The organism is Vibrio sp. D417a (assembly GCF_030248595.1).
GTDB classification, from domain to species: Bacteria; Pseudomonadota; Gammaproteobacteria; order Enterobacterales; family Vibrionaceae; genus Vibrio; species Vibrio alginolyticus.
The window spans coordinates 303,178-328,336 of record NZ_JAHGAM010000001.1 but is presented as its reverse complement, the minus strand read 5'-3'; the positions used below and the strand labels follow the sequence as shown (position 1 = coordinate 328,336).

22 protein-coding genes are annotated in these 25,159 nt (G+C 43.4%); 8 read left to right on the top strand and 14 right to left on the bottom strand.

Features of this window, described 5'->3' with window-relative positions; translation table 11 throughout:
* Positions 1-90: 90 nt before the first annotated feature.
* The 5 genes from luxQ to KI742_RS01525 all read right to left on the bottom strand — a co-directional run bounded on the left by luxQ (position 91) and on the right by KI742_RS01525 (position 5,428).
* A complete protein-coding gene (gene luxQ, locus KI742_RS01545; protein WP_017635176.1) occupies positions 91-2,667 on the bottom strand; it encodes a quorum-sensing autoinducer 2 sensor kinase/phosphatase LuxQ in 2,577 nt (858 codons plus the stop codon).
* Positions 2,667-3,764, bottom strand: a complete 1,098-nt coding sequence (locus KI742_RS01540) for an autoinducer 2-binding periplasmic protein LuxP (RefSeq protein WP_005385634.1) — start codon at positions 3,762-3,764, stop codon at positions 2,667-2,669. The genes luxQ and KI742_RS01540 overlap by 1 nt, the downstream gene beginning before the upstream one ends.
* A 330-nt stretch (positions 3,765-4,094) precedes the next feature.
* Positions 4,095-4,412: a GIY-YIG nuclease family protein gene (locus KI742_RS01535; protein ID WP_053304534.1), complete on the bottom strand. Its 318-nt coding sequence runs from the start codon at positions 4,410-4,412 to the stop codon at positions 4,095-4,097.
* Entirely contained in the window at positions 4,409-5,059 is a 651-nt protein-coding gene (locus tag KI742_RS01530) for a YceH family protein (RefSeq protein ID WP_005373594.1), read from the bottom strand. Before KI742_RS01530 ends, KI742_RS01535 begins: the two co-directional genes overlap by 4 nt.
* A gap of 165 nt (positions 5,060-5,224) precedes the next feature.
* Complete coding sequence (locus tag KI742_RS01525; protein WP_031777159.1) at positions 5,225-5,428, bottom strand: hypothetical protein; 204 nt, start codon at positions 5,426-5,428, stop codon at positions 5,225-5,227.
* Between the two features lie 241 nt (positions 5,429-5,669).
* Here KI742_RS01525 and KI742_RS01520 point away from each other — a divergent pair, with 241 nt between their 5' ends.
* Together KI742_RS01520 and KI742_RS01515 are read left to right on the top strand one after the other, a co-directional pair.
* Complete coding sequence (locus KI742_RS01520; RefSeq protein WP_005373603.1) at positions 5,670-5,984, top strand: DUF496 family protein; 315 nt, start codon at positions 5,670-5,672, stop codon at positions 5,982-5,984.
* A gap of 121 nt (positions 5,985-6,105) precedes the next feature.
* Positions 6,106-7,449 (top strand): MATE family efflux transporter, encoded by a 1,344-nt coding sequence (locus KI742_RS01515; protein ID WP_285384941.1) that lies wholly within the window; start codon positions 6,106-6,108, stop codon positions 7,447-7,449.
* A 68-nt stretch (positions 7,450-7,517) separates the two neighbouring features.
* Here the strand turns inward: KI742_RS01515 and KI742_RS01510 are convergent, their stop codons facing one another.
* Positions 7,518-10,154: an ATP-binding protein gene (locus tag KI742_RS01510; RefSeq protein WP_053349268.1), complete on the bottom strand. Its 2,637-nt coding sequence runs from the start codon at positions 10,152-10,154 to the stop codon at positions 7,518-7,520.
* 615 nt (positions 10,155-10,769) lie between these two features.
* Between KI742_RS01510 and KI742_RS01505 the strand changes: the two genes are divergently transcribed.
* Together KI742_RS01505 and KI742_RS01500 are read left to right on the top strand one after the other, a co-directional pair.
* The gene (locus KI742_RS01505) at positions 10,770-12,203 is read left to right on the top strand and encodes a glyceraldehyde-3-phosphate dehydrogenase (RefSeq protein WP_025767937.1); all 1,434 of its coding nucleotides are present in this window, start codon (positions 10,770-10,772) and stop codon (positions 12,201-12,203) included.
* Positions 12,204-12,443: 240 nt separating this feature from the next.
* The gene (locus KI742_RS01500; RefSeq protein ID WP_021035939.1) at positions 12,444-12,665 is read left to right on the top strand and encodes a hypothetical protein; all 222 of its coding nucleotides are present in this window, start codon (positions 12,444-12,446) and stop codon (positions 12,663-12,665) included.
* Between the two features lie 125 nt (positions 12,666-12,790).
* Here KI742_RS01500 and KI742_RS01495 read toward each other — a convergent pair whose 3' ends face one another.
* The 4 genes from KI742_RS01495 to KI742_RS01480 form a co-directional block, all read right to left on the bottom strand.
* The gene (locus KI742_RS01495) at positions 12,791-13,120 is read right to left on the bottom strand and encodes a hypothetical protein (RefSeq protein ID WP_169628906.1); all 330 of its coding nucleotides are present in this window, start codon (positions 13,118-13,120) and stop codon (positions 12,791-12,793) included.
* 329 nt (positions 13,121-13,449) lie between these two features.
* A complete protein-coding gene (locus KI742_RS01490) occupies positions 13,450-14,064 on the bottom strand; it encodes a LysE family translocator (RefSeq protein ID WP_005373611.1) in 615 nt (204 codons plus the stop codon).
* Positions 14,065-14,173: 109 nt separating this feature from the next.
* Positions 14,174-15,088 (bottom strand): LysR family transcriptional regulator, encoded by a 915-nt coding sequence (locus KI742_RS01485; protein ID WP_213866819.1) that lies wholly within the window; start codon positions 15,086-15,088, stop codon positions 14,174-14,176.
* 40 nt (positions 15,089-15,128) lie between these two features.
* Positions 15,129-15,584 (bottom strand): Lrp/AsnC family transcriptional regulator, encoded by a 456-nt coding sequence (locus KI742_RS01480; protein ID WP_005373615.1) that lies wholly within the window; start codon positions 15,582-15,584, stop codon positions 15,129-15,131.
* A 327-nt stretch (positions 15,585-15,911) separates the two neighbouring features.
* Here KI742_RS01480 and yjeH point away from each other — a divergent pair, with 327 nt between their 5' ends.
* The gene (gene yjeH, locus KI742_RS01475; RefSeq protein WP_064369365.1) at positions 15,912-17,174 is read left to right on the top strand and encodes an L-methionine/branched-chain amino acid transporter; all 1,263 of its coding nucleotides are present in this window, start codon (positions 15,912-15,914) and stop codon (positions 17,172-17,174) included.
* On the opposite strand, the gene KI742_RS01470 is transcribed toward yjeH, so the two are convergent.
* Positions 17,175-18,620, bottom strand: coding sequence for a PLP-dependent aminotransferase family protein (locus KI742_RS01470; protein ID WP_213866820.1), 1,446 nt, complete (start codon positions 18,618-18,620; stop codon positions 17,175-17,177).
* Positions 18,621-18,720: 100 nt separating this feature from the next.
* Between KI742_RS01470 and KI742_RS01465 the strand changes: the two genes are divergently transcribed.
* Complete coding sequence (locus tag KI742_RS01465) at positions 18,721-19,377, top strand: pyridoxamine 5'-phosphate oxidase family protein (RefSeq protein ID WP_005385609.1); 657 nt, start codon at positions 18,721-18,723, stop codon at positions 19,375-19,377.
* Here KI742_RS01465 and KI742_RS01460 read toward each other — a convergent pair.
* The gene (locus KI742_RS01460) at positions 19,358-20,680 is read right to left on the bottom strand and encodes an ATP-binding protein (RefSeq protein WP_005373622.1); all 1,323 of its coding nucleotides are present in this window, start codon (positions 20,678-20,680) and stop codon (positions 19,358-19,360) included. The two genes, KI742_RS01465 and KI742_RS01460, sit on opposite strands and share 20 nt — an antisense overlap.
* A gap of 3 nt (positions 20,681-20,683) precedes the next feature.
* Positions 20,684-21,376 carry a response regulator transcription factor gene (locus KI742_RS01455; protein WP_213866821.1) on the bottom strand — a complete coding sequence of 231 codons (693 nt, stop codon included), beginning with the start codon at positions 21,374-21,376 and terminating at the stop codon, positions 20,684-20,686.
* A gap of 366 nt (positions 21,377-21,742) precedes the next feature.
* Here KI742_RS01455 and KI742_RS01450 point away from each other — a divergent pair, with 366 nt between their 5' ends.
* Together KI742_RS01450 and KI742_RS01445 are read left to right on the top strand one after the other, a co-directional pair.
* Positions 21,743-23,284, top strand: a complete 1,542-nt coding sequence (locus KI742_RS01450; protein ID WP_213866822.1) for a hypothetical protein — start codon at positions 21,743-21,745, stop codon at positions 23,282-23,284.
* A 12-nt stretch (positions 23,285-23,296) separates the two neighbouring features.
* Positions 23,297-23,986 carry a hypothetical protein gene (locus KI742_RS01445; protein ID WP_080276951.1) on the top strand — a complete coding sequence of 230 codons (690 nt, stop codon included), beginning with the start codon at positions 23,297-23,299 and terminating at the stop codon, positions 23,984-23,986.
* Positions 23,987-24,072: 86 nt separating this feature from the next.
* Here the strand turns inward: KI742_RS01445 and KI742_RS01440 are convergent, their stop codons facing one another.
* Positions 24,073-25,074: an AraC family transcriptional regulator gene (locus KI742_RS01440; protein WP_005373633.1), complete on the bottom strand. Its 1,002-nt coding sequence runs from the start codon at positions 25,072-25,074 to the stop codon at positions 24,073-24,075.
* Positions 25,075-25,159 lie beyond the last annotated feature (85 nt).

Genomic DNA, 25,159 nt, shown 5'->3' with positions numbered 1-25,159 from the left:
GGGTCAGATACAAAAAAGCACAACCCACAGTCATGGTGTTGTGCTTTTCAGATAATGAATAATTGGGTTATCTCGTAGTGAGCCAATTATTCATGTTCGCTCGACTAAGAACCGCTGCTTAAAATCCACAAATGCTTCATGGAGCGCATTTTCTTTAATCGGCTTGAGAAGCACGTAATTCGCACCCGATTCCATAAAGGCGTCACTGGTTTCTTTCGCGGTGTCAGCAGTACACGCATAAATTGGCGTGCCTAGTTTTAGCTTTTGTCGGATCTCTTTGGTCGTTTCAATTCCACCAAGATGCGGAAGTTGGTTGTCCATCAGTATCAAATCGTAAGTATGATCTTTTAAGAATTCCATTGCTTCTAACCCATCTTTCGCCCAATCAACCTGCATTTTGTACTTGTTACAAAACGCTTTTAGAATGAATGCGTTAGTATGGTTATCCTCTACCAACAACACTTTGAGACTCTCTGCAAATAGTTCACCTGGCTTAACTCGCAAACTCGAATCAAGAGGGGTGAGTACTCGCTCACGATCTTTCACTGGCATTGTAATGACAAAAGTCGTTCCTAAGCCTTTCTGACTGCGGACTTGAACATCACCTTCCAGCATGTCGACAAGGCTCTTCACAATGGTCAGCCCTAAGCCACTGCCACCGTATTCTCGAGTCGTTGTTGCTTCTTCTTGAACAAAAGGTTCGAACATTTGGTCGAGTTTGTCAGACTCGATGCCGATACCTGTATCCGTAATTTCCACGACCAGCACGCTATTGTCAGCGCCATAGAACTGCTCAAGTTCAGCATGCAAGCGCACGCTACCCGAGGGCGTAAACTTTACTGAGTTACTGACTAGGTTGAATAAAATTTGGTTCAGACGAACTTGGTCAGTAAAGATTTCAACATTGGGATCTATTTTGTTTTCAATGACAAGGTTGACGCCTTTACTTTCACAAATAGGACGATAAATGTTTTCTAACGTTCGAATTGTATCAGTGAAAGAAAACGGGTGCTTTTGGATATTAAACTTACCCTGCTCAATCTTCGAAAAGTCCAAAATATCATTCAAAACAGCAAGTAAGTGCTCACCACTATGCCGAAGTACGTCAATTTGGTTATTCTGCTCTTCTGTTTCCACAGAGTCTTTTAGCAATTGAGCAACCCCTAAAATTCCATTGATTGGCGTTCGGATCTCATGGCTCATTTTAGCCAGAAAGTCGGCACGGGCTTGAGCAGATTTTTCTGCTTCTTTGCGCGCCAAGTTACTCTGTTTTTCCGCCTCAATAAGCGTGGTTATATCCTGACCTTGAACAATAATACCGCTAATATCTCCATCAACTCGAATCGGCGATAAGTTCCAGCGATATACTTTGTCTCCAATTGGCACATTAACGCCTGTCAACGTAGCTCCCTGAGCCGCCATGCGAAGGTGTGGCATCAACTTTTCTTTGAAACCTTTGAACACTGGGTGCATGGTTTCAACATCGTTTTCCATGACTAACTCTTTGCGTGCTGCCGGATTGATTTGGACAAGCACACCCGATTCAGACCACACCATAATAGGAGATAACGCAAAGTTAAACAGGTCGCGGAAAGAGCGCTTTTGTGCTTCAAGCTCTTCAAAAGTGTTTTCTAGTGTCGAACCAATATGATCGAATTCCTCAATATCTGACCCCTCAAAACGCTCAAATCCTTTTTCTTCACGAGCCGAGCGGGTATATGCCATCAGGGATCCTAACTCTTCAACTACTCGATTCTCGATCCATTCTTTAGTCATCAGCGCAATCATGACCATACCGATAACTGAGGCTAGCATTGCTAGCAGGTGTTGGATTTGCAATGTCACCACGCTCTGATTGTCTTGCACAGTAAGCAAGCACAAGTCAGTCTCGGCGGCATTTACCTCAATAGGGGTTTTGATGATCAATAATTGGTCAAGCTTGTGCTGGGACTCTCGTCGTTTGAGTACGTCAAATATTTGATAAGCCTCATCTCCTACTAATGAGCTTGCCAATGGTGTGTTGTTAGCGACCAACACAACATTGTCGACGTTGCCTTCATTTTTTAACCTTTCCATCAACCCAAAGTTATTATCTAAAACAACAACATTGTAAGAGTACCCCATCACTTCACCGGTTTTAGGTTGTAAAACGGGTACACGACGAAGTAACAGATGGCGAGTTCCCATCGGGGTCTGTGAGGGTAGATAATACCAGTTGTTGCTAAAGGTCACTTGACTGGCAAGTCGGCTAAGTATCAGGTTGTTGATGCCATAGAAATGCGCGTTGCCATCGTCCCAAATAATACCTTGATGATCGGTTAGGAAACGAAACTCTGGTGTATGGGAAGGATCACTCTGGTCAATACTCATGAAAAAGTAATTGAGTGCCTCTTCATCACGTTCTGTATAAAAATCCAATACAACATCACTTTTCGAATTGCTGTTGTGATGAATCTGAATCGCTGCAAAATGGCTATCAAAAATGTTCAGGATCAGGGCAGAGGTCTGCTGCTTGGTTCGGTCGACTTCCTGCCAAATAATCTGCTTCGAGAAGTAATAACTCTGAACAAAGATGCCTAGAATGATCGGAGCAAGTACGAGAATAATTATTTTGGTAATAAGCGTCGACAGTGAGCGACGCTTTCTTGTTTTTGATGTAGTTGTCATCAATTATCTGAGTATCTAAATGCACGTTTTCTTAATGCTTCAATTCTTTCTGGAGAGTCCGATTTGGTAACGACTTCAAAATCACCAGAGTAAACGGTGGGAACTGGCTTTCCTTCTAAATCCCACTTAATGGCCTCAGCCATTGCAATACCTGTATCATCGTTCATACGCATAACGGTAACGTCTAACTCCCCTTTAGAAAGCGCCTCTAACTCTGCTGAACCGCCGCCCCAACCATTGATCATGACATCGTCACGACCTAACTCTTTAAGAGCGTCAACAGCACCTAATGCTACATCGGTAGAACACGCGTAAATGAAATCAACGTCCGGATACTTCTCCAAACTGGCTTTTGCAGCTTCATACCCAGATTGCTTTGTTGCTTTGGTGTAGTAAGCAGATTGTAGTTCAAACTGGTTATCGCGGTTCACTTGGTTGATAAAAGTGTTGCCTCTGATGTCACTAATGTAGCCCTCCGAGAAATAGAGAACACTATAGTGGCTATGTTTAGGGAAACGCTTGCCAAACTCAACGGCCAATTCACGACTTCCTTCTGCGTGGTCGAAACCAACATAAAGAAACGGCTGATGATGCTCCCAATCCCTAACAGGTGTGGTGATATTTTGTAAGATTAACTTGGTTTTCTTTGAGTCTAAGACATGCTCAACAAACTTACGATGTCTTGTGGTATCTAGAGTAAAGATCAAGTAATCGGAGTTGCTTTTCAGCGCCTCCATTAAAGACAAACTTTGCTGCTTTATATCTGCATTAGGACGAGTAAACACTTGATTTAGTTGATAGTCGATATCAAGCTTATCTAGGCGTTTTTCAAACGCGTCGATGTTTCGAATCCAATAATCAGAGATCTGCTGCCCTGGATAAACAACAGAAATTTTCAGTGGACGCTTCTTGTCTTTTGCTACGGGTACAGGGGTTTCTCTTACCACTTCAGCCAACGCACTAGTTAGCTGCTTCTGTTGTGGAAACTGGTCTAAAAACTCTTGATATGCCCAATACCCATTAAGAACTTGGGTGGCCTGCACATTCGGCGCAAAAGCGGCCATTGAAATCAGGGAGAATACTAACGCTTTTTTCATCTACTGCTCTTTTAGCTTTTTTATGAGCCTAATTCAGCTCTATTCATTACCTAGCCGAGTCATCCTATACTCTTGTAATCTACCTTCCTCTTAGTGCCTGTTTCAATAGTAAATTGGTTCTTGGTCTGAGTGGATGCAAATAAAGTACATTGAGTCGCTTCCTTTGTCTCGATGACGTAGAGACATTTCGCGCTTTTCATACTCAGGACCTTTAAACAGAACACCAGCCCATTATGCGTCAGTTTATTCCTACATGGTACTCCCAAAACAAAAAGAAACCGCCAATGTGACATAGGCGGTTTCCGTGTATCTTTGCGTAGCAAGGGCTTATCAGAGTGCCACTATCTCTAACATCATTTGTTGATGTTCGTCGACGACAATATTTGCTTTTGACATAACGAGCAGCTCTTTTTTCGCTTTAGTTAGTTGCTTAATATAGTACTCTGCTCGCATGGCAAGCGTCTTTGACTCAAAATCCGATGACCATTCCAATACCAAAGGGCCTTTTCCCTTCAAAGCTTTCGCTCCTTTTCCGGTTTGGTGCTGATTGAATCTTCGTTCAACATCATTGGTAACACCACAATACAACGCGTTGCGGTTATTTCGTATCAGATAGACACTCCAACGCTGCGTTGTATTTTCCATCATGAAAGCAGTGACTCAACCTTAGCTTTTAATTCATCCAGCTCTTCTTTCAGCTGAGCGACTTCGAGCTCTAGCTGACTTACTCGATCGGAGCTCGAGCTTGCAGCAGACACAGGCGCTGCAAGTTCGGACGCATCAACATCACCACAGAACAAATGCATATAACGCGACTCCCGCTTACCAGCCTCACGTGGTAATTTGACCACTAATGGTCCTTTCTCTTCGCTTGCTAAATGCTCAAGGACCGTTTCCACTTCTTTTACATCATGAAATGTCGCGAGACGATTAGTACGAGTACGAATTTCCCCAGGTGTTTGAGCACCGCGCAAAAGCATACAGCATACAATGCCCTTCTCCTGCTCTGTCAGCTTTAAATCACCAAATTCCGTATTACAGAAACGGTGTTGATACTTGCTGACGCGGCTGTTGAACGCACTTTCGTCACTGACGAGCCTGCGCTCAATAAGAGCATCAACGGCATCGAGTACGTCTGACTCAGAGAGTGACATCACGGGATCACGGTTGCTTTTTTGATTACACGCGTTGGTTAATGCGTTCAGGCTGAGGGGGTAAAGATCTGGGGTAGTGACTTCTTTTTCGATCAAGCAACCAATAACTCGTGCTTCAATTGCCGTTAGCTCAACTTTCATAATGCATTTCCTTATTATTTTTGCATTTGACTTTGTACCTAAATCGCTTCGAAATCATACGCCATAAATTCACACAGCAGTGCAAGAAGCGTTAGCGGTTCAGGTGTTGGTGTCAGGCTAAAGCATAGCGTAAGACCTGACACCCCTTACGAATAGGGTCAGGTATCAATGCTCCGAGAGAATCGGCACTCTCGTCAAATTGCCATCTTGGTCGACCATCATTATTTTTGAACGATTAAGCTCAACTTCGATGATTTCGAGTTGCTCGCGAGCGTTGATATACGCCGTTTTTAACTTTTCAGCCACAGAGCGAGTGACTTGCTCATTATCTTGACTATTTACTTGCTCCGCAGTGTTACCAGAGTCCATATCAAGTTCATCATTTTGCATTCAATGGTGTTGATAATATAGTGAAGGCCACGTTATGACAATGAATCGATGGATTCTACAATGTTGGCCAAAACTCGAAGAAAGCAGCACGATTATATGGACACAACGCAATTGGTTGAGAAATGTTCAACTCTGCATTGCTATTGATCTAAAGACTGTTATGCCACTGGATGTTGTGCTTTAATCGAGGAAGATATTCATAAAATTAGGAAAGAGAACTATGAGTAGCGTATTTGAAATCGTTAACCAAGCTCGTCGTAAAAACAAACTAAAACGTGAGCTTCTTGATAACGAGAAGAAAGTTCGTGATAACCGTAAACGTGTTGATCTTCTAGAAAACCTTCTAGACTACATCAAACCAGAAATGACTCACGATGAAATCGTCGCAATCATCAAAAATATGAAAGCAGACTATGAAGATCGTGTTGATGACCACATCATTAAAAGCGCTGAGATCTCTAAAGCACGTCGTGACATCAGCCGTCGCATTCGTGAGCTGACTGAAGAAGACAAGCAAACTAGCGGCAAAAAATAAACGCGTAAGCTAGATTTTCGAACCCCGAGCAAGAATATCTTCCTCGGGGTTTATTTTTGTCTCTAAACTAACCGCCGTGTACAATCAATCTAACTCTTATTTCTAACGCATTCAGCTTTCTATGTCTTCAACTACGACAAGTACACAACCAACGCTTGCAAAACAATTATTTACGATGACCTGGCCAATGCTTTTTGGCGTTCTGTCTTTAATGAGCTTTCAGCTTGTGGATAGCGCGTTTATCGGTCAGCTCGGCGTTTTACCGTTAGCCGCTCAAGGTTTCACTCTGCCTTTGCAAATGGTCATTATCGGCATTCAAGTCGGTCTAGGAATCGCAACGACAGCGGTCATTTCTAAAGCTCTTGGAGCGAATGAAAGTCGGTATGCCAAACAACTTGGCGGATTAATATTGATGATCGGCTCAATTGGTGTCGCTATTTTTGGCGGGCTAATTTGGCTTTTGCGCTACCCCATTTTAGCTCTATTAAGCGCTCCAGAATCTGTTATGCCGATAATCGACAGTTACTGGCCTTGGTGGTTATTAAGCTCATGGACTGGTGCGGTTTTGTATTTTTATTACAGTATCTGCCGAGCTAATGGCAATACAATGTTACCTGGCACAATGATGATGATAACCAGCGGCGTGAACCTTGTACTCGATCCGCTATTTATTTTCACGTTTGACTTGGGTATTAACGGAGCGGCAATAGCAACCATCGTCGCTTTTGGGTTTGGTATTTTAGTCGTCGCTCCTCGCGTGAAGAAGAATCACTGGGCAACGACACAATGGCAAGATCTTAACGTAGCCAAAAGTGTTGCATCTATCGGTAACATTATGGGCCCTGCGATGATTAGCCAACTGCTGCCACCGTTGTCTTCCATGCTAGCAACAAAATTATTGGCAAGCTTTGGAACCGCAGCAGTCGCCGCTTGGGCGCTTGGTTCACGCTATGAGTTCTTTGCTATCGTTTCGGTCTTGGCGCTGACAATGTCTATGCCTCCAATGGTTGGACGCTTACTTGGAGCAAAGAACTATGAAGATATCCAAAGGCTCGTCAGTATTGCCGTAAAATTCATTCTAGGTTTCCAACTTTTGATTGCTGCCATTACATTTGCCGTCGCAAACCCACTCGCATTATTGATGACAAGTGATGTGCAAGTGGAGCAAGTCTTGGAAATGCATTTACTGATAGTGCCGATCAGTTTGGGTTCATTAGGGGTTTGTATGCTAATGGTTTCTCTTTGTAATGCATTAGGCAAATCTTACACCGCGCTCACCATTTCAGCGCTGCGCTTGTTTGTCTTTTTCCTACCGTGCTTGTGGGTTGGCGCTCAAATGGATGGAATCCGAGGTTTACTCTTAGGCGCTTGTATCGGCAACCTGTTAGCTGGTGTTTCCGCATACCTAACCTATCGCCAAACCATACGCAAACTCGCAGGCGCGCAAGCCAACGCACAACAATGAATAATCAGAACTAAGCCCCTGAAGTGGGGCTTTATCGTTTTGACGCCTTGTCTAAGTTGAAATGTTAGCTAGGCGAGTTTTAATTCACTAAAGAGCTCAAATAACTGGTTCGATTTATACGGCTTAGGTAAATAAGCATCCATGCCTGCCGCAAAACAGTTGTGGATGTCTTCTTCCAAAACACTCGCAGTGAGTGCGATAATCATCGTTTTTTCACGTCCTGCTTTCTTTTCCCAACGACGAATTTCTTTCGTCGCGGTCAGTCCATCCATCACGGGCATCATGCAGTCCATTAAAATTGCATCGAATTCTTCTCCCTTTGTGATGGCTTCTAACGCTTCTTGACCGTTGCTTGTTATCAAATAGTCATAACCTGCTTTATCCAGAAAAAAACTCGCTATTTTCTGGTTCATCAAATTATCCTCCGCAATTAAGATCCTCCGATGAGAGCGCGACGCTCGATATTCAGAGCTGACAACATTATTGGTGACATTGTCACTTGATATAGTCTTTTCAACCTTAGCTAAATCATCAATGACATGCTTAAATCGATTGCCAAGGAAAGGTAATGTGAGTACGGCATGTACTTTTTCTGCATTTTCGTAGGGAGTGGATAAATGATGCTGGCAAATAATCACACGGCGAAGATCGTAATTAAATGATAGATTATCCAAGATTTCATCGGTATTAGCGTCGTTACTGTGGCACAGAAATATGACATCAAAGTCATCATTTATCGCTTGCACTTCATTCACATTATTAACACCAAAGAGATTGATTTTCGCTAAGCGACACTCTTTTAATACTTGGTCGGCGTAGTCGTAATTTGAGCAGATCAAAAGCCCTTTATTAATCACCTCCGAACGCCAGCCAAACACCGGAATTGCTTCAACCTCAATCGAGAATTCAAAGCATGTGCCCACTCCTTTTGTAGATGTTGCTACGAGCTTACCCCCCATCATCGACACAAGCTGACAACAAATTGCCAAACCCAACCCTGTGCCGCCAAATTGCCTCGACACTCCTTCATCTTCCTGAGTAAAGGGTTCAAAAATCGTGGTTAACTTATCTTGATCAATGCCTATTCCGGTATCTTCTACTTTAAACGTCAGCACTCCACGTTCTTTCTCAAGTAACTCCTCATAACTAACATCAACGCATACATGCCCACTTTCGGTAAACTTAACCGCATTCGATACCAGATTCGTAACTACCTGTTTGACACGATGATCATCGACCATCACGCGAATGGGGATATTTTCAGCTAAATTAATACCTAACTTTAGCTGTTTAGATGTTGCTTTGGATTGGAATAAAATCATCGACTGATACACGACTTCTCGGATATCCGCTTCTACTAGTGACAGCTCCAATCGTCCAGACTCGATTTTAGAGAGATCCAATATATCGTTAAGTAAAGTGAGCAGTGTTTGAGATGAGGAGTCAATGTCATCAACAACTTCTTGTTGATGCGAAGACAACTCACTTTGAGAGAGTATTTCTGTCATGCCCATGATCCCGTTAAGGGGCGTGCGTATTTCATGTGACATGTTGGCAAGAAACACAGATTTTGCACGATTAGCCGATACTGCTGACTCTTTTGCATGCAGTATTTCTTCAGTTTGTCTCTGCATTTCTTCAACCACTCGATTCACTTGCTGAGCAAAAATGGTCAGTTCATCACTTCCATCAACTTTGACTTTTGTTTGCTTCTCTTCGGAGTTGATCAACGCGTTTAAAGTATGAATGATCGCATCGAGTTTGCTGTTAACTCGGAACCAAGTACTAAATCCGAGCCAACAAAGCAGGATAACCACTAAGGCGACGCCAAAACTGATCATCGCTATATTGGCCTTTTGTTCATGAACCTGCGTGAGAAGCGACTGCTCAGTTTGTTTGGTGAACCCATCAATGAGCACTTGTAAGCGCTGCACACGAAAATCGAGTTCTTTTAAATACGCGGCGTAGTCACTTTGTGACATGTCTCCTGACATTAATTGTCCGCGAGACGCCAAGTTTCTCTGATATCTCGGCGAAGTAAACAAGCCAAGCAATTTATCCACTTGCTCGTATGACCCACCTAAGTTTAAAAACGCATCCAAATTTTGCTGCTGTCGGTCAATCGCCTGATAAAACATACTTTGACTTAGCCGACTCTCAGGGTCTTGGACTAAACGGTTCGTCAGCCAAGCTTCTTTCTGTGTCCAAAAAGAGAGCTGAGCAAGGTAGGCAATAAAATTTTGCATGCGAATGCCATCGTCACTGCCATACCATTGATGATTTTGCAACAAAGAGCGCGACATATTTTGGAGCTGTTGAAATGCCCAATCACCCAGGTCGTCCATCTCACTCAATCTACCTGACAATACCCCCAGCATGGCTTCTTTCAGTTCATCAGCATACTCAGCAGTATTAGGGTTACTCACAAACTTTTGATGCAAAGAAGAAATAACTTCACCTTGTTCTTCAATATTAATGGCTGCAGAGACTTGAAGATCAGGCTGTCGGCGTACTTTCTCTATGGAGTAAATAAAGTGGGAGGCCTTGGATATCAATTGGAAACCTTGAATATTGCTAACCGTTTGATTGAGACGGCTCACGCGCAACGCATTATCAGAAAACTGCTGAACTGCAAACACCACTATTACCACAGCGGGTAATAGTGCGAGGAGTGCTAAGCGTGTTTTTATTGATAATCTCAACATCCATCAGCCTAATGGTTGATTTCATCCGTTTATTTAATATTAGACTAGTTTCTTGCATTGAAAGGCATATACGACATTGTTACTTTCAAACAACATTCACCTACCTAGATTATGGTTATTGTGAGTGTTTTATCATCGGCTAATGAAGTGGCAATTGTGATTCAAGTCATATTTTTTGATCTTAAAGTTGGATGCAAACAATAAAGTTTCACTCACAACTAAGAGTCGCATCACTTTTCAGGAAATCATCTATTGTATGTTTACCTATTGAGTTGCCTTATCGAGTCAAATCACACAAAAATGCAAAATATCCATTTTTGTCAACAAAACTAATTTGAAAGCAAACGTTATCATCGCAAAAAAAGTAAGTTACTTTCTAAATGTCAATACGTGAAAACCACTGCTTTAGTCACATTAATCCACCACTAACGTCCCCTTAAGTAGTGTTTTACACTGGATTTAATTTTCCTAGCAGAATAAGGACTCCGACCTTAGAATCCGCACACATAACTATTACAACCCGATTACATAACCCACCACACTCTTGCACGCTGCCGAAGAGGCAACAGCAGAGAGTATGGTTAGCCCCCAAAACGTGAAAGGTCTAATACAACAATGAGTCCAGAGAAATATCTCCAAGACTGGCAAACTAGCCAAACGATTGCTGAATCTATTTCCCCTCTAATTGGTAAGCTATATCGTCAAAAAGGAATCGAAGTGGTTCTGTTTGGTAAAACGCTTATTAATGCTACTACTATAGACATTCTCAAAACTCATCGCGTTGCAAGACGTTATACCGGTAACCCACTTTCGCTTGAGCACACGATGCCTATTATTCAAGCGCTTTGTGAAATGAGCATTTCTTCATGCCGTGTCGATGTTGGCCAATTGGCAACTATGTACTGGAATGAACATGACGATACAAGCTCTCTAAACGATTTCCTTATCACTGCACTTGATGGTGCTCGCGACGCAGATTCTTCATTGAAAGCGCGTGATGTGGTTCTTTACGGGTTCGGTCGCATTGGTCGACTACTTACTCGCCTTCTCATTGAGAAAAGTGGTCCAGGTTACCCACTAAGACTACGTGCGATTGTGGTTCGTGGCGGTAAAAAAGGCGATTTGGAGAAGCGTGCTAGCTTGCTGCGTCGTGACTCAGTTCACGGTCAGTTCAACGGTAGCATTGTTATCGATGAAGAGCGTAAAGCACTGATCGTTAACGGCAACTACATCCAAATCATCTACGCAAATAACCCAAGCGAAGTGGATTACTCAGCTTTCGGTATCAATAACGCGCTAGTTGTTGATAACACAGGTGTTTGGCGTGATTCTGAAGGCCTGAGCCAACACTTAGCGTGTAAAGGCGCAGAGAAAGTACTGCTAACAGCACCAGGTAAAGGTGACATCAAAAACGTTGTATTCGGTGTAAATGAGTCGGTAATTAAAGAAGATGACACCATCATCTCTGCGGCAAGCTGTACAACAAATGCAATCACGCCAGTCCTTAAGGCTCTGAACGATAAATATGGTGTTCTTTCTGGCCATATTGAAACCGTGCACTCATACACAAACGACCAAAATTTGATCGACAACTTCCACTCTGGTGACCGTCGCGGACGTAGTGCTTCACTAAACATGGTTCTGACTTCAACAGGTGCGGCAAAAGCAGTTGCTAAAGCATTGCCAGAGCTTGCAGGCAAGCTAACAGGCAACGCGATTCGCGTACCGACACCAAACGTTTCTATGGCAGTCGCTAATCTAAACTTAGGTGAAGACGTAGACCGTGATTCACTGAACGATTACTTGCGTGAAATGGCGTTGAACTCTGAGCTTTCGGCACAGATTGACTACACCGATTCAACAGAAATTGTATCAACTGACTTAGTTGGTTCTCGTCATGCAGGCGTCGTAGATGGTCAAGCGACTATCGCACAAGACAAGCGTTGTGTACTTTACATCTGGTACGACAACGAATTCGGTTACAGCTGCCAAGTTGTGCACTGTATGGAACAAATGATGGGTGTTCGTTACCAAACATTCCCTCGATAGGTGAACTTTGCTCCACAACGTTAACCACATAGCGTAGCGGACAATATCTCATATTTGTTCTAAATAATAAGCGCCATGCGCATTACTAATATTTTTCCCCGTTTATACGCCTGATCACCCTCAGGCGTTTTTTCGTTTCATTCATTTGACACTCTCCGGACAAAGTGAACGTCAGCATTCATGTTTTGTTCATGTTCACAGCATTAATCTGAGCACATAAATTACAGAGAGGTCATGATTATGAATCGGATTATTGTAACTGCACTAGCACTGATTACCGGCTTTTTTACGTTAGTATTTAGCTTGATCATTGCGATTCCGTTGACCATCGCAGCATTAATTACCGGCAAGCGTATTGAAAATCGCGTCAAGAAAATGCAGAGAGAAATGCACGAAGAATATGAATTTAATACAGGTAAAGCAGATGCGATTGAAGGTGAATTTGAAGAGGTTCGCCGGTAAGTAAATAAGATTTAGATGAGTTTCTCTCCCCCGACCGCTCCTGAGAAACTTCTTGCTTTCACCCTGTCCTTAAAATGGCAGGGTGCTTTTTTGAAAAGCACAATATTGAATAAGCACCTAGCGTTTTATTGCTTTATCTTTTTGTTGTAGGAGGCTGTGTAACCAGCCTCCCATAAATCACCATCGACACCAGAGTATGGGTTGGATTCTTTCGGAGCGCCGCTTAGGCAAGCATCTTTGCCTTCCTTCTTAATTTCATCGATGTGATTTAAAACAAAGTCAAAGTGTTTAGGATCAGCCTTTTGTAGTAACCCGTACAAAAGGCCAAAGCCAAGCATCGTAAATACAAACAGTTCAAAAAACACCCAAATGCTCTTTGTTGAAAAGAATATCCAGGCAACGCTGCAAACACTGGTCAAAATTACTACTAGAGCTAAATCTACTATTCTTTGCATATTGCTCTCACCTTCTAAACGGTCATGAAGTCTCTACCCCTTTCATAGGGTAAGTAAGAGGAAAGTCCGTTTTTATCCAATAAAGCACTCTCGACTTAATATGCGACACTGTTAGTATTAACGTTAAGTGGCTATCGTTCTCATTATAACAATGCGTTGGAAAGTAGCTTTCACAGCAAATGAGAATATGAACCAAAGTAACACTATTGATAATATTAATTTTAGCAACATTTGGCGTCAGAATTACGTAAATTGAGTAAGGGTTACTGAGAGTAGACAAAAAAGCAGCCACACGGGCTGCTTTTAGTATTTCTGTCTTGCGAGCTTGTCTATACCGTTACGACCACTCTAAGAGCCAGCAACATGAGTACTACCCCTGACAAACGATCAATCAACACTGCCTTAGAGCGAATTCTGTCAACGACTTTAGAGCTCGATAGCACTAGGGTAATAAAGGTGTACCAAAGCCCATCCACAACAAACGGCGTGGCAACAATGATCATCTGATTACTCAAATCATTACCGAGCGCGACAAACTGACTGAATAATGCGATAAAAAACAAAGCAATTTTGGGACTTAAAATCGAGATAAAAAAGCCTTCTCGCGCAGACTGGATTACCGTTGTTTCCTCACCTGACTCCAACTTCGCAGCCACACCACCTTTTGAACGCAAAGCATTAAACCCTAAATACGCAAGATATGCCGCACCCACAAGGCTAATCGTCTTGAACAGCATCGGGCTTTGCTGCAAAACAACAGCGAGACCAATCAAGGTAATAAACGCATATATACCAATGCCAAACGCATGAGCCCAAGCCGTAGCTAATCCATTGATACGTCCACCAGCCAACGAGTGCTTAGCGACAATAGCTAAGCTGGGGCCTGGTGACATAGCCCCTAATAAACACACGGTAAAAAGTGATAACCAAACTGTTAGTGTCATAAGAATCTCCCCTCTTTGAAGCTCACTCTATCAACGGAAGAGGTATAATTAGAAATCAAAGTTATTCATACTAATCATGACTTCAAGTCATAGCTAAACGGTGTACGTATTAGCGAATAGAATATTCAGAAATTTGCATTACTGAGCGAATCTCTTCTCGCACCCATTTATGCGCAGGATCCGTGTCGTATTTGGGGTGCCACATTAACCAATATTGATGAATAGATGTTTCGAGTGGTAATGCTTTATGGGTTAAGTCCCAATGCTTAGCGAGGTTAACGGCAATATGTTCAGGAGCCACCATCAGGTGCTCACTTGCAACTAAGCGATTGATCGCAGCAGAGAAGAATGGAACCTTAAAGGTAACGTGGCGGGTGTGCCCTAGCTCTTTCAATGCTAAATCAGTGTAGGAATCTTTGTCTCCGCCGCCAGTCACTTTGATGTGTGAATATGAAATCAAGTCTTCAATACTGATCTGGTCCTGCTTTGCTAACGGATGAGAAGATTTCATCAAACAAACTGATGAATCCTCACCAATTTTAACGCTCGACACACTCTGTGGTTTTTCTGGATACATAGAAGACGCGATATGGATGCCCGTCTCATGAAGTTTATCGAGAAAGTTGGGTTGCCACAGTCGGTACGCCATATCTAACTGTGGCGCTTGTTCACCCAAGTGAGAGGCAATATCGGGCAATACGTATTGCGCCACGTAGTCACTAGAAGCAATAACAAGCTCACCTTGCCACTGCCGCGGCTCAAAAGGTTGGTCATCGAGTAAATGGTCAAATTCAGCCAGTAATGCATCAAGCTTTGATTTTAACGCTATTGCTCGTGGCGTTGGTATCAGTTGATTACCTTGACGAATAAGCAGTGGGTCACCACACAGATCGCGCAATTGTGCAAGCTGTCGACTGACGGCAGACTGCGTAATGTGCAAACGGTCTGCGGTCCGGCTGACATGACACTCCTCTAAAAGTACATGCAAGGATCTAAGTAGATTCAAATTAATGTTGTTTAACATATTCGCTCAGAAGGGTTTTCAACATGGCATTCATTCATGGTCACTTCACAAACAGGTTCCCAGTCGTGTTAAAGAATTCAGCTAAGACGGTATGAGTCATCAGGTTTCGAAGCTCTGGATATCGTTGAATTTGATCTCTGATTTCGTTCAAGCGAGCCATCGTAGGCACTTCGACAAAAACCATCATGTCCGTCTCACCGCTGATCGCATGACACCATTTTACGCCATCAATTTTGTATAACTCGTCCGCGTATGATTCGCAATAATACGTAGAGGTTGATTTATCGAACTTTAAGGCAAAATAGGCGCAAATCGAATCCCCACCCGAAGGCGCAATTTCAGCGTGATACCCTAGAATCACTTTGTCATGCTCTAGCTTACGAATACGGGCCGTTACCGCAGAACGAGAAAGGTTTACTTTATCCGCAATTTCAGTCACCGACAGCCGAGCGTTGTGCCTGAGCAGATCCACAATCTTATGATCAAACTTGTCCATACCGTTACCAAGCTTTCCTTATTTTTCTCATTCTATACCGATTCTAACTGCATAAGAAACCAACATTTTGTTGGAATTATTTAAAACAACCGTCATATTGACGGTTTAGTAAATCATTTTGTTATTAACATTTTGGATATGCTATTTGGCGGGCATGAGATGAGTGCTGTTATCCATTTCAACAGAAAATAGATAACACATTGAAATCAAATTCCCACCTTAAGTACTCAGCACATAAATAGCATCGCTTAAACACATAAAACGAAATAACCAGAAGCCACAAGCTTTTTCGCAATAACCCTCATAACATTGGATGAATCAATTCGCATGGAAGAGCTCAAAAAAGACATTTCACTCACATCAGGTATCGCACAGTTATCCACCACATTAATGGGAACGGGGCTGTTTATGATCCCGGCTATCGCAGCAGGTATAGCTGGCCATTTTTCACTATGGGCTTGGATTTTATTGTTCATCGCGATTTGTCCTATTGCGCTGACTTTTGCTCAACTGGGTAAACGATACCCCAACGCGGGCGGAACAGCCTTTTTTGTACGCAAAGCCTTTAACGCCAAACTGGAAAGTAGTGTCGCTTGGCTATTTGTTAGTGTCATTCCGGTAGGGGTTCCGGCCGCGATTGCACTCGCCGCAGGCTTCCTACAACAAATATTGCCAGAGCCTATTAGCAACAATCTGTTTGCACAAATTCTGACGGTAGTACTACTTGTGTTCGTCAACTTGATGGGCACAAAATCATCAGGTCATTTACAAACTCTTATTGCTTTGAGTGTCTTCGCACTTGTTGGCGCATTTTTATGGAAAGGCGACGTTAACAGCGCCGATCTTGTGATGCCCGCCATCACACAAGAGTCAATTTGGCCTATTACCGCAGCGTTAGGCGTGATGTTCTGGTGTTTTGTTGGCATAGAGGCTTTTGCCCATATGGGGGAAGAGTTCAAAAACCCTCAAAGAGATTTCCCTATTGCCATTGTGGTCGGTTGTTTTGTAGCAGGGGCTACCTATTGGGCATGCTCTGTCGTTATTTTAAAATTTGGCGCGTATGGTAACGCTCAATTTGATAACGCATCCATCCCCTGGCTTAGTGCCCAACTACTAGGCGATGGAGCCAAATGGATAATCAGCTTGATAGGTTTCTCCGCTTGTTTCGCGAGCGTTAACTTATACACACAGAGTCTAGCGCGAATGGTCTGGGCTCAAGCTCGTGAACATCGTCCTTCTAGTCCACTAGCCAAGATTTCACGTCGTGGTGTCCCTTTCTCAGCCACCATATTAGTTGGCGGCATATTATTGATATCTTGTGTGATAGGAACCCTATCACAGCTCGATCTGGAGTTTTTCCTAAAACTCGCAAACAGTGTATTCGTTCTGGTTTACATGTTGGCGATGTTAGCCGCTTTTAAATTGCTTCGAGGATTTGGTAAAGCGCTTGCGGGACTTTCTCTACTGCTTTGTACCGGTGTTTTTATATGTTTAGGCTGGTCAATGTTTTATGCACTTGGCATTTTTACTCTACTTTTACTGCCTTGGAAACAGTGGCGACATAAGCGACAAACACGTGTAGTTGAATAGTCATCGCTTCCCATTTCGAAATATGTGAGCTAAACGTTGGATACCAGCGTCTATGTTCTCTAACGCGATATTGCCGTAACCAAGCACGGCACCATGCCAGTGACGTGCTTGAAAATCTGGGTGTTCATAATAGCTCAAAGGTCGCAAGATGATCCCTTCATGCTCTGCTAGTTTTGTAAAACGCAGCTCATCCATACCGTCTTGCCATTTCAACGTAATATGAAGCCCCGCCGCTTGGCTAACGACGCAAACATGGTCGCCAAAATGCTGTTGAATGGATAAATGCATCTGTTCATGCTTAGTTTTGTACAGTCGACGCATTTTTCGAATATGACGTAATAACCCACCTTCAGTAATAAAATCTGCCAATGCTTCTTGTGTATGCATCGGCGAATCACCACTTAACGCATCCTTAACCACTAAGCATTGCTCTACTAAACGTTCAGGAACTACAAGGTAGCCAAGCCGCAATCCGTTAAACATCACTTTACTGAAGGAACCCACATACAACACGCGATCATCTCGACCCATTTGAGCTGCTAGCCCCTGTAAACTGGTATAGGGACGATGAGCAAACTGAAATTCGCTGTCATAATCGTCCTCGATGATCCAACTTGATTGTTCGACCGCCCAGTTGATGATCTTTCCTCTTTGCTCGGTATTGAGTGTGGTGCCCATCGGATATTGATTACTTGGTGTAATATACAGCGCATCGGCATCGCTTGAGGTCACCGCTTCCACATCAAAACCTAATTTCTCTCTTACGAACAAAGGCTCAAATTGATAGTTTTGGAACTGAATCAACTTCCGCATTTGCGCATAACCTGGTTGCTCCATCAGAACCTTATCACCTTGTTTGAGCACTACCATCGTCGCAATTGACAACGCTTGCTGCGCCCCAGAGGTAATAATAATGCGCTCTGGAGAACAATTCACTGAACGGCTAGATGCAAGGTAGTCAGCTAAAGCACAGCGTAATGTCCAACTGCCCTGAATATCTTGATTCCCCAACAAGCAAGTACGAGACATATGGCGAGTGAGTAACTTTTGCCATTGCGCCATCGGAAATGCGTCCAAATCCGGCACACCCGGTGCAAATGCGCGGTTGATATCAAAGTGAGCTTTCGGTGATGAGTCTCTCTGAACTGAACTAGGTTCAGGCAAGTACTGCTCTGGCAGTTCTACGGCAACATAAAAACCAGAACCTTTTTGGCTGTTCAAGTACCCTTCCGCCACTAACTGTTCGTAGGCAGAAATCACTGTATTCCTACTTAGATTAAGCTCTTGTGAAAGCTTCCGCGTAGAAGGCAGCTTCCCATTCTTCATCCACAGTCCTTGAACAATTTTCTTGCGAATAGCAAAAAACAACGCTTGCTGACGCGTTCCATCACTGTCTTTTAAATGCAGGTCACCGATATCAATCAAAGACAAACTGGATCCATCCATTAGTTAAAAGTGGCTCTCTTTAAGCTACCAGTTAAACGCTACATTGCAATCAAAGAATGAGGATCAATCGCTCGTAATCGTGAGCAAACAAGGAGAGAAAATGCTATCCAACACCAATAGAACGGAAATTAAGAAAGGCGCACATAAAGCCGTCTCTGATGTTAGCAAACTGCACGCCATCATAGATGAAAGCCTAATCGCTCATATTGCGATAACCAACGAGTCAGGCCCTGTGGTCATCCCTATGCTGGCATGGCGTGTCGATGATTACGTGTATATCCATGGTGCCAACAACAGTCGACTGTTACGCTCACTCAAACAAGGAGTGCAAACGTGCTTAACCTTTACTTTGTTTGATGGTTGGGTATTGGCTCGAAGTGCGTTTCACCACAGTGCGCATTATCGCAGTGCTGTGGTCTTTGGCCAGTTTGAGGTGGTGGAAGATAACCAAGAGAAAGACAGGTTGCTGAATCACTTTATTGAACAGATCGCTCCGGGGAGAACAGAACAAGTCCGTTTGAGTAATGAAAAAGAACTCAAAGCCACCATGCTACTGCGTATCCCGCTCACGGAGGCATCAGTGAAAATCAGCAATTTTGGCGTCAACGACGATGCGGAAGACATGGACATCCCTGTTTGGGCAGGTGTCCTACCCTACCGAACCGTCGTAGGTCCACTGCAAGCTTGTGACGATTTGTATGAAGGTATCGCAGAGCCAGACTACCGCAGTGCCTACTCTAACCGTTGGCAGGAATAAGCACCGTAAAACGTGCGCCGCCTAAGTGACTCTCGCCGACAGAAAGCTCCCACCCCAGTTGCCGCGCTGCACTGGTAGCGATGGCAAGCCCTAAACCAAAGCCTTTCATGTCGGCGTTGCGGCTTTTGTCTAAGCGCGAAAATGGCATAAATACTTCTTCTCGCATCGCCTCAGGGATGCCCGGACCATCGTCCTCAATATCGATGCTCCAGCAATCCGCTACCGTTCGAATCGTCACCTCAACGCAGGACTCACCATAACGCTTGGCGTTTTGCAGTAAATTATCGAGGACAAGGTTACCCAAAGTAGGCTGAAAGTGAATCAATTGGTTCGCGAGTTTATTTTCTGCTCTCAACATGGCGGACTCTAAGCCTAGGTAATTCATGCGGCTTTTACACCAAAGTGGCAGTTCCATGGTTTCAACAGAATCGATCCATGAGTGGTTTTTCACACTCAAGCGAGACAGCATGACAATGTCGGACGTTAAATCCGTCACGACATCAACGTATCGTTCAATATCGTCATGTAACTCTGCCTGCATTTCACCACTCGTGCGTCGAGCTAAATCCGTCGCTAGCTGAATACGACTCAGCGGAGTGCGCACTTCATGAGGAATAGCTTGAGTAAAGATGTGTGTTTGGCGCACTCGTCTCTCAATCTCTTCAGACATGCAGTTGAAGCCTTGGGCGAGCTCTTTCACGGGTTGCGAAAATTGCTTTAGCTCGACTCGCGTATTCAACTCACCAGAACCAAATTGTTGTTGCGCAGCCGTTAGTTGCCGAATTTGGCGGTCAAGACGTCGTACAGGTATGTAAACCATAATGCCTAAACTGCATACAACAACCAAAAGTAGAGTAAGTATAAATACAATCTCAGAATCTTCATTCCAATCAACGTGTGGGCTAAAGAAATCCGTTTTTTCTTTGAAAACTAAACTCTTCGAAGTGTTAGGCAAAGGGAATACCGCAGCATAGGTACTGCCATCAATAAGATAAACAGGTATCCCTTGCATACGGTACAGCAGATTACAATCTCGACAAGGCGGTGATCCGTCCCAGTTTTCAACCAATGTTAAATCAAAGATAAAGAAATCTTGCTTGCCGTTTTCGGTTAACTTCTTGTAGAGAGAATCCGGAGTGCCTCGTTGCTCAATGTATTGATCGACAAAATAAGCACCGTCACTCAAAAAAACACCGACTTCTGTTTTGCGCATGTACTCTTCCCCCATAAAGAGAAACAAAGCAACAGTCAGCGCAAGGCCAGTTACTAACCCCACATATAGACGAGTAAACAGGGAAAACATGCGTCATTTACCTGTCAGCATGTAGCCGTGGTGACGTATGGTTTTAATGGTAGCCGTATGGATATGAGCCTTAGAGAATTTCTTCCTTAGTGAGGATATACGCATATCAATCGAACGATCAGTAATACAGTATTCAATGCCTCGGGCAAGACGGCAACATGATTCACGAGATACTGGCTTATCGACATTCAGCATCAGGAGCTCTAAAATTTCAAACTCAGAACTCGTTAAACCAATATCTTTTTGCAAATAAAATGCTTGGGAGCGACGAAGACAAAGACTAATGCCATATCGGCTCAGCTTTTCTTCTTCAACGATATCAACTTGACGACAATAGCGACGCAACGCTGCTTCAATACGGGCGAGAAGGATATTGCCTTTTATCGGTTTGGTAAGGTAATCATCAGCACCAAACTTAAATAAGCTCACCTCGCTCATTTCATCATCGGTCGCAGTCAAAACAATGATAATACCATGATAAAACTTACGCGCCTCTTGGCATATTTCTGCGCCATTTTTTCCTGGTAACATCAAATCTAACAGCACTAGGTCCGGCTTGAGCCCCTTAATCGTTTCTAATGCATTTTGACCGTTATCGGTGACAGTTACCGTATATCCTTCGGCTTCGAGGTACATTTTGGTTAATCGAGCAATCTCTGAGTCGTCTTCTACCAGTAAGATTGTATTACCCACCATGAATCATTTACTCCACCAATATGATGGAGGGAGTATATCGCTCGTCCTATACTGCGCAACCCACTTAAATGATAATTTTAATAAAAAGCAGGCTTACATACGCTTACAAACCATACATATACGATAACCCTAATCATTCTATACCCCTTAAACCATGCAATAACCTGATGTTTTATTTATTATCAGAATATAGCTTCACATAGAAAATAAAATTCAGAATAAAAATCCACTATATTTTTAAATATATCGAATAATAGGTCTTACCAAAAAATAATATCAACATATATGACTTAGTTTGCTTATATAGACAGGACTTTATGTTGCTTCTAAGTTTCCTGCTCTAATAAAGTCTACGAGTAACATGAAATGAGATATTCCAAATTAACACCTTTAGCCATATTTTGCGCGATAAGTCTAACTGCTTGTGGCGGCAGTGAATCTAATTCGAAACCATCGACAACGACACCTCCAACACCACCAATGCCAACATTGAGCACTGTCACAATCCCAACTGTCGTTTCTACAAAGTTTCCAGCCAAGTTAAAAGTGGCTGCTGATTCGGGCTTCACCCACTATGTGAAAATCTCCCTTTCCGAAGCAAACAACAACGATACATTTCACATTGTGGCTGTTGATGACGGTGCGAATAATGAAAAAATCTTTCGTGCAGCCAAAATCATCCAACACCTTCTCACAAACCAACCAGACTCTAAGTACGGTGCTGACAAGTCTCGTATCGCTAAGACATTAGCCGAGCGTGATGCCACACTAATGCTGACCGAAAACGACGAACAGAATGATGAGATGTTAACCAAAATCTTTATCAACGAACTGATTCGCCAAGACAAACTGAACGACGCAGTTACAAACTCGGGCTTAGCACACTCTTTTGATACGAGTTCTCTAGAAAAGTTTGTTGTAAGCATGATGGTACTTAACGAAGATGATATGGATACACTTGTCACATCTATCGCGTCAACATTAGTAACTAGTAAAGAAACACCAAACTGGCTAAGGAATAGCCAATCTTTAATGTATCGAGAACTGACAGTTGAAGGCGATTGCCATTACATGAGTAATTTTGCCGATTACTGCGCCAATCTTGGTAAAAAAGCCGAACGAGACGCCGCTTTTGAAGAAATTTTACACTTGGTCCAAGCGCAAGGTATTGCACCTAACACGGCGACTGCGGCACTGCAAAATGACATTCAAGCTCATGCGTTAAGCATCTATAACGATATTCAATCGGGCAAACCGACGGTGTGGCGCCCTACTCAGTATGACTGGGACGATTGGAAATCGGACGACTTCGACCCTGAAAGTGTGAAACAAACGGGCCCTTCATATTCTCACGAATATTTTGCTGCCGCTTTTGAAGCGTACATGGGCGTAGCAAAAGCAAACGGACATGGTTTAGATGGCTACCAAGCGTTAACGCGTGAAGAAATGCAAACCCAAGATCCACAAGCCGTTGATTGGATCAGTGGCTTATTCCACGGATACTTGCAATATACCGCGAATATCGACTCTGCGGGCGTCAAGCTCTACACAGAAAAGACAAGTCCAGGCACAGTACCTACCTTCCGTATGGCTCCCAACAAAGATGGTTTGATAGAAGCGTACACCTACAAATCTCAGTGGCTAACAAAAGTGAAGATCATTGGCGACGACGCGATGAATGTGATCGGTAATGATCAAAACAATACTTTTGAAGGCAACAGCAAAGACAACAGCATTTATGGTGAAGGCGGTATCAACACCTATATCGTGCCACACAAACTGGCGGAATGTACTGTTATCAAAGCAAAGAGTGTTTCTGTTGAGTGCCCAAATACAGGCACTGACGAGTTGTACGACATTCAGAACATCCAATTCACCGACCAAACCCTAGATGTAACCAAGCTATAAACAATGAAAAACATGAAGAAACTTATTCTATTCGCTCCCTTGCTCCTTGTTGGTTGTGGTGGCCTAGCCGTCATGGATCGTACTGATGCCGTAAAAGCACAACCAGAAATGCTGATCAAAACCGACGGTGATTTTTGGGGATTCGGTGCAGATGGCCATTTTGATTTTGCTGGTAAGTACAAAGGCAAGTATTCACGCAGTGCTTCTAACTCAAGTTGGTTTAACCGTATCTCTTTCAAAGAAGGTTCAATGGGCGCAGAAGTGACTCGTATCGACAGCGGGGAAACTTGGCTTTTGAACTGCACCGGAGGCGGTATGTCGGTTAACTACATGGGCGTCGATTTTGGTGGGAATGATCCTTACACCTGTGACATTACTCAAGATGGTAAAAAAGTCGGTGAGTTTGCGATGGAGCCAAAATCGGCTCTCATCGACATCAGCTTTGAAAAAAAAGAGACAGGCGTAGTGCGTATTGGTAGCACCCACTTTAATGTAGAAACTGTACATACTAGTCCTGACGCCATGATGGCGGTAGACATTCCATTGGGTTATAGCTTTAAGGAGGGCACACAAGAAATTGCCGCAGTGCAGACGAACGGTACCATTGCGGTACAGATGCTCCCTGAACTTAGCGAACAAAAAAAGGATGTAATTGCCATCGGCGCTGTTGCAAGTGCACTAAGTTGGCGTCCTAAGAAATAGCCACCACATAAAACGACACAAAAAAATAACAAAGCCCTCAACTTTGAGGGCTTTTATTGCTTGTACTCATAGAGATAAGTGGAGCACTACTTCTCTAATCTTCCCGTATACTGCTTGGGCGTTAATCCACGATGTTTCTTAAACATACGATTGAAGCTCGCCACATTGGTGTAACCAAGGCGCGTGGCAATGTCATCAATACTCACGCGCTTACTCAACAAACCAGCTGCAATATTACTCAATACATAGCCAGAAACCGTCGAAAAATTGAGCCCTAATTTATGCAAACGACGTTGAAACTGCTGTTCAGATAAATCAAGCAGAGAAGACACGCGCTCTAACGTTGGCAATCCATAATGGCTGCTGTAGTTCACCACTTCATAAATCACTTTCAACTCGTCTTCTGGATCGGGCATATTAAGCAAATCATCCAAGTCGGAAAAACTCATCGCTAGACGGCTGTCTTCTCGATGGCTCACTTGGCGGGAGGCTAATCGGTCATCTCCCGGGATCCATATCTCTGTTTTTGGCTGACTCCATTCCACCTCGCAGCCGAAATATTCCCGGTATCGCTCAGTATTTTTTCTCGAGCCTGAAACCTTGACACGTAAAGGCTGGTAATCTTTGCCAAGAAATTCGCGTAACACCTTAATCATAAATACCGCACAGCGGATACTATCGTGCACCTTTACTGACGTTTCTATAAACGGGTTGTGGTAAGTCCATTTGATGATTTTACCCGACTGTTCGCCAGCAAAAAACGCCCCTGATTGTAGATTGCTCACACCATAATTCACTCGCCGAATGGTACTGGCTAAATCATTGCCGGAGAATAACCAGCGTCCCACTGGCCCTAGCTTTTGCAGTTCAATACCCCGGCTGAGACTCAACACCACATCCGGGTCAGCACTGGCTTGTTCAACACAACGATACCATTCCGCAACGGCTTTTAGCGGGATCAGTGTCATTGGGTTACGAAACACCGATACTGGGATTCCTAACTCATCCGAGTCCAAATTGTATTTAGATAACGCGAGGTTATGCATGTTTAGAATGCCCATCGCGCGAATAAACCGAACCGTTTTCATAACCAATTACATCAAATTTAATCCTATAGTGATTGAATCTGTCACAAAGAAAGCCGCAAATCAAATTCAGATCACAATACGCCAA

Bases quoted from the DNA above. Each gene is read 5' to 3' on its own strand.
- KI742_RS01440 (WP_005373633.1), bottom strand. From the start codon at position 25,074: ATGAAAACGGTTCGGTTTATTCGCGCGATGGGCATTCTAAACATGCAT.
- KI742_RS01465 (WP_005385609.1), top strand. From the start codon at position 18,721: ATGCTATCCAACACCAATAGAACGGAAATTAAGAAAGGCGCACATAAA.
- KI742_RS01445 (WP_080276951.1), top strand. From the start codon at position 23,297: ATGAAGAAACTTATTCTATTCGCTCCCTTGCTCCTTGTTGGTTGTGGT.
- yjeH (WP_064369365.1), top strand. From the start codon at position 15,912: ATGGAAGAGCTCAAAAAAGACATTTCACTCACATCAGGTATCGCACAG.
- KI742_RS01480 (WP_005373615.1), bottom strand. From the start codon at position 15,584: ATGGACAAGTTTGATCATAAGATTGTGGATCTGCTCAGGCACAACGCT.
- KI742_RS01510 (WP_053349268.1), bottom strand. From the start codon at position 10,154: ATGTTGAGATTATCAATAAAAACACGCTTAGCACTCCTCGCACTATTA.
- KI742_RS01470 (WP_213866820.1), bottom strand. From the start codon at position 18,620: ATGGATGGATCCAGTTTGTCTTTGATTGATATCGGTGACCTGCATTTA.
- KI742_RS01495 (WP_169628906.1), bottom strand. From the start codon at position 13,120: ATGCAAAGAATAGTAGATTTAGCTCTAGTAGTAATTTTGACCAGTGTT.
- KI742_RS01490 (WP_005373611.1), bottom strand. From the start codon at position 14,064: ATGACACTAACAGTTTGGTTATCACTTTTTACCGTGTGTTTATTAGGG.
- luxQ (WP_017635176.1), bottom strand. From the start codon at position 2,667: ATGACAACTACATCAAAAACAAGAAAGCGTCGCTCACTGTCGACGCTT.
- KI742_RS01455 (WP_213866821.1), bottom strand. From the start codon at position 21,376: ATGGTGGGTAATACAATCTTACTGGTAGAAGACGACTCAGAGATTGCT.
- KI742_RS01535 (WP_053304534.1), bottom strand. From the start codon at position 4,412: ATGATGGAAAATACAACGCAGCGTTGGAGTGTCTATCTGATACGAAAT.
- KI742_RS01500 (WP_021035939.1), top strand. From the start codon at position 12,444: ATGAATCGGATTATTGTAACTGCACTAGCACTGATTACCGGCTTTTTT.
- KI742_RS01525 (WP_031777159.1), bottom strand. From the start codon at position 5,428: ATGGACTCTGGTAACACTGCGGAGCAAGTAAATAGTCAAGATAATGAG.
- KI742_RS01485 (WP_213866819.1), bottom strand. From the start codon at position 15,088: ATGTTAAACAACATTAATTTGAATCTACTTAGATCCTTGCATGTACTT.
- KI742_RS01540 (WP_005385634.1), bottom strand. From the start codon at position 3,764: ATGAAAAAAGCGTTAGTATTCTCCCTGATTTCAATGGCCGCTTTTGCG.
- KI742_RS01450 (WP_213866822.1), top strand. From the start codon at position 21,743: ATGAGATATTCCAAATTAACACCTTTAGCCATATTTTGCGCGATAAGT.
- KI742_RS01505 (WP_025767937.1), top strand. From the start codon at position 10,770: ATGAGTCCAGAGAAATATCTCCAAGACTGGCAAACTAGCCAAACGATT.
- KI742_RS01460 (WP_005373622.1), bottom strand. From the start codon at position 20,680: ATGTTTTCCCTGTTTACTCGTCTATATGTGGGGTTAGTAACTGGCCTT.
- KI742_RS01520 (WP_005373603.1), top strand. From the start codon at position 5,670: ATGAGTAGCGTATTTGAAATCGTTAACCAAGCTCGTCGTAAAAACAAA.
- KI742_RS01530 (WP_005373594.1), bottom strand. From the start codon at position 5,059: ATGAAAGTTGAGCTAACGGCAATTGAAGCACGAGTTATTGGTTGCTTG.
- KI742_RS01515 (WP_285384941.1), top strand. From the start codon at position 6,106: ATGTCTTCAACTACGACAAGTACACAACCAACGCTTGCAAAACAATTA.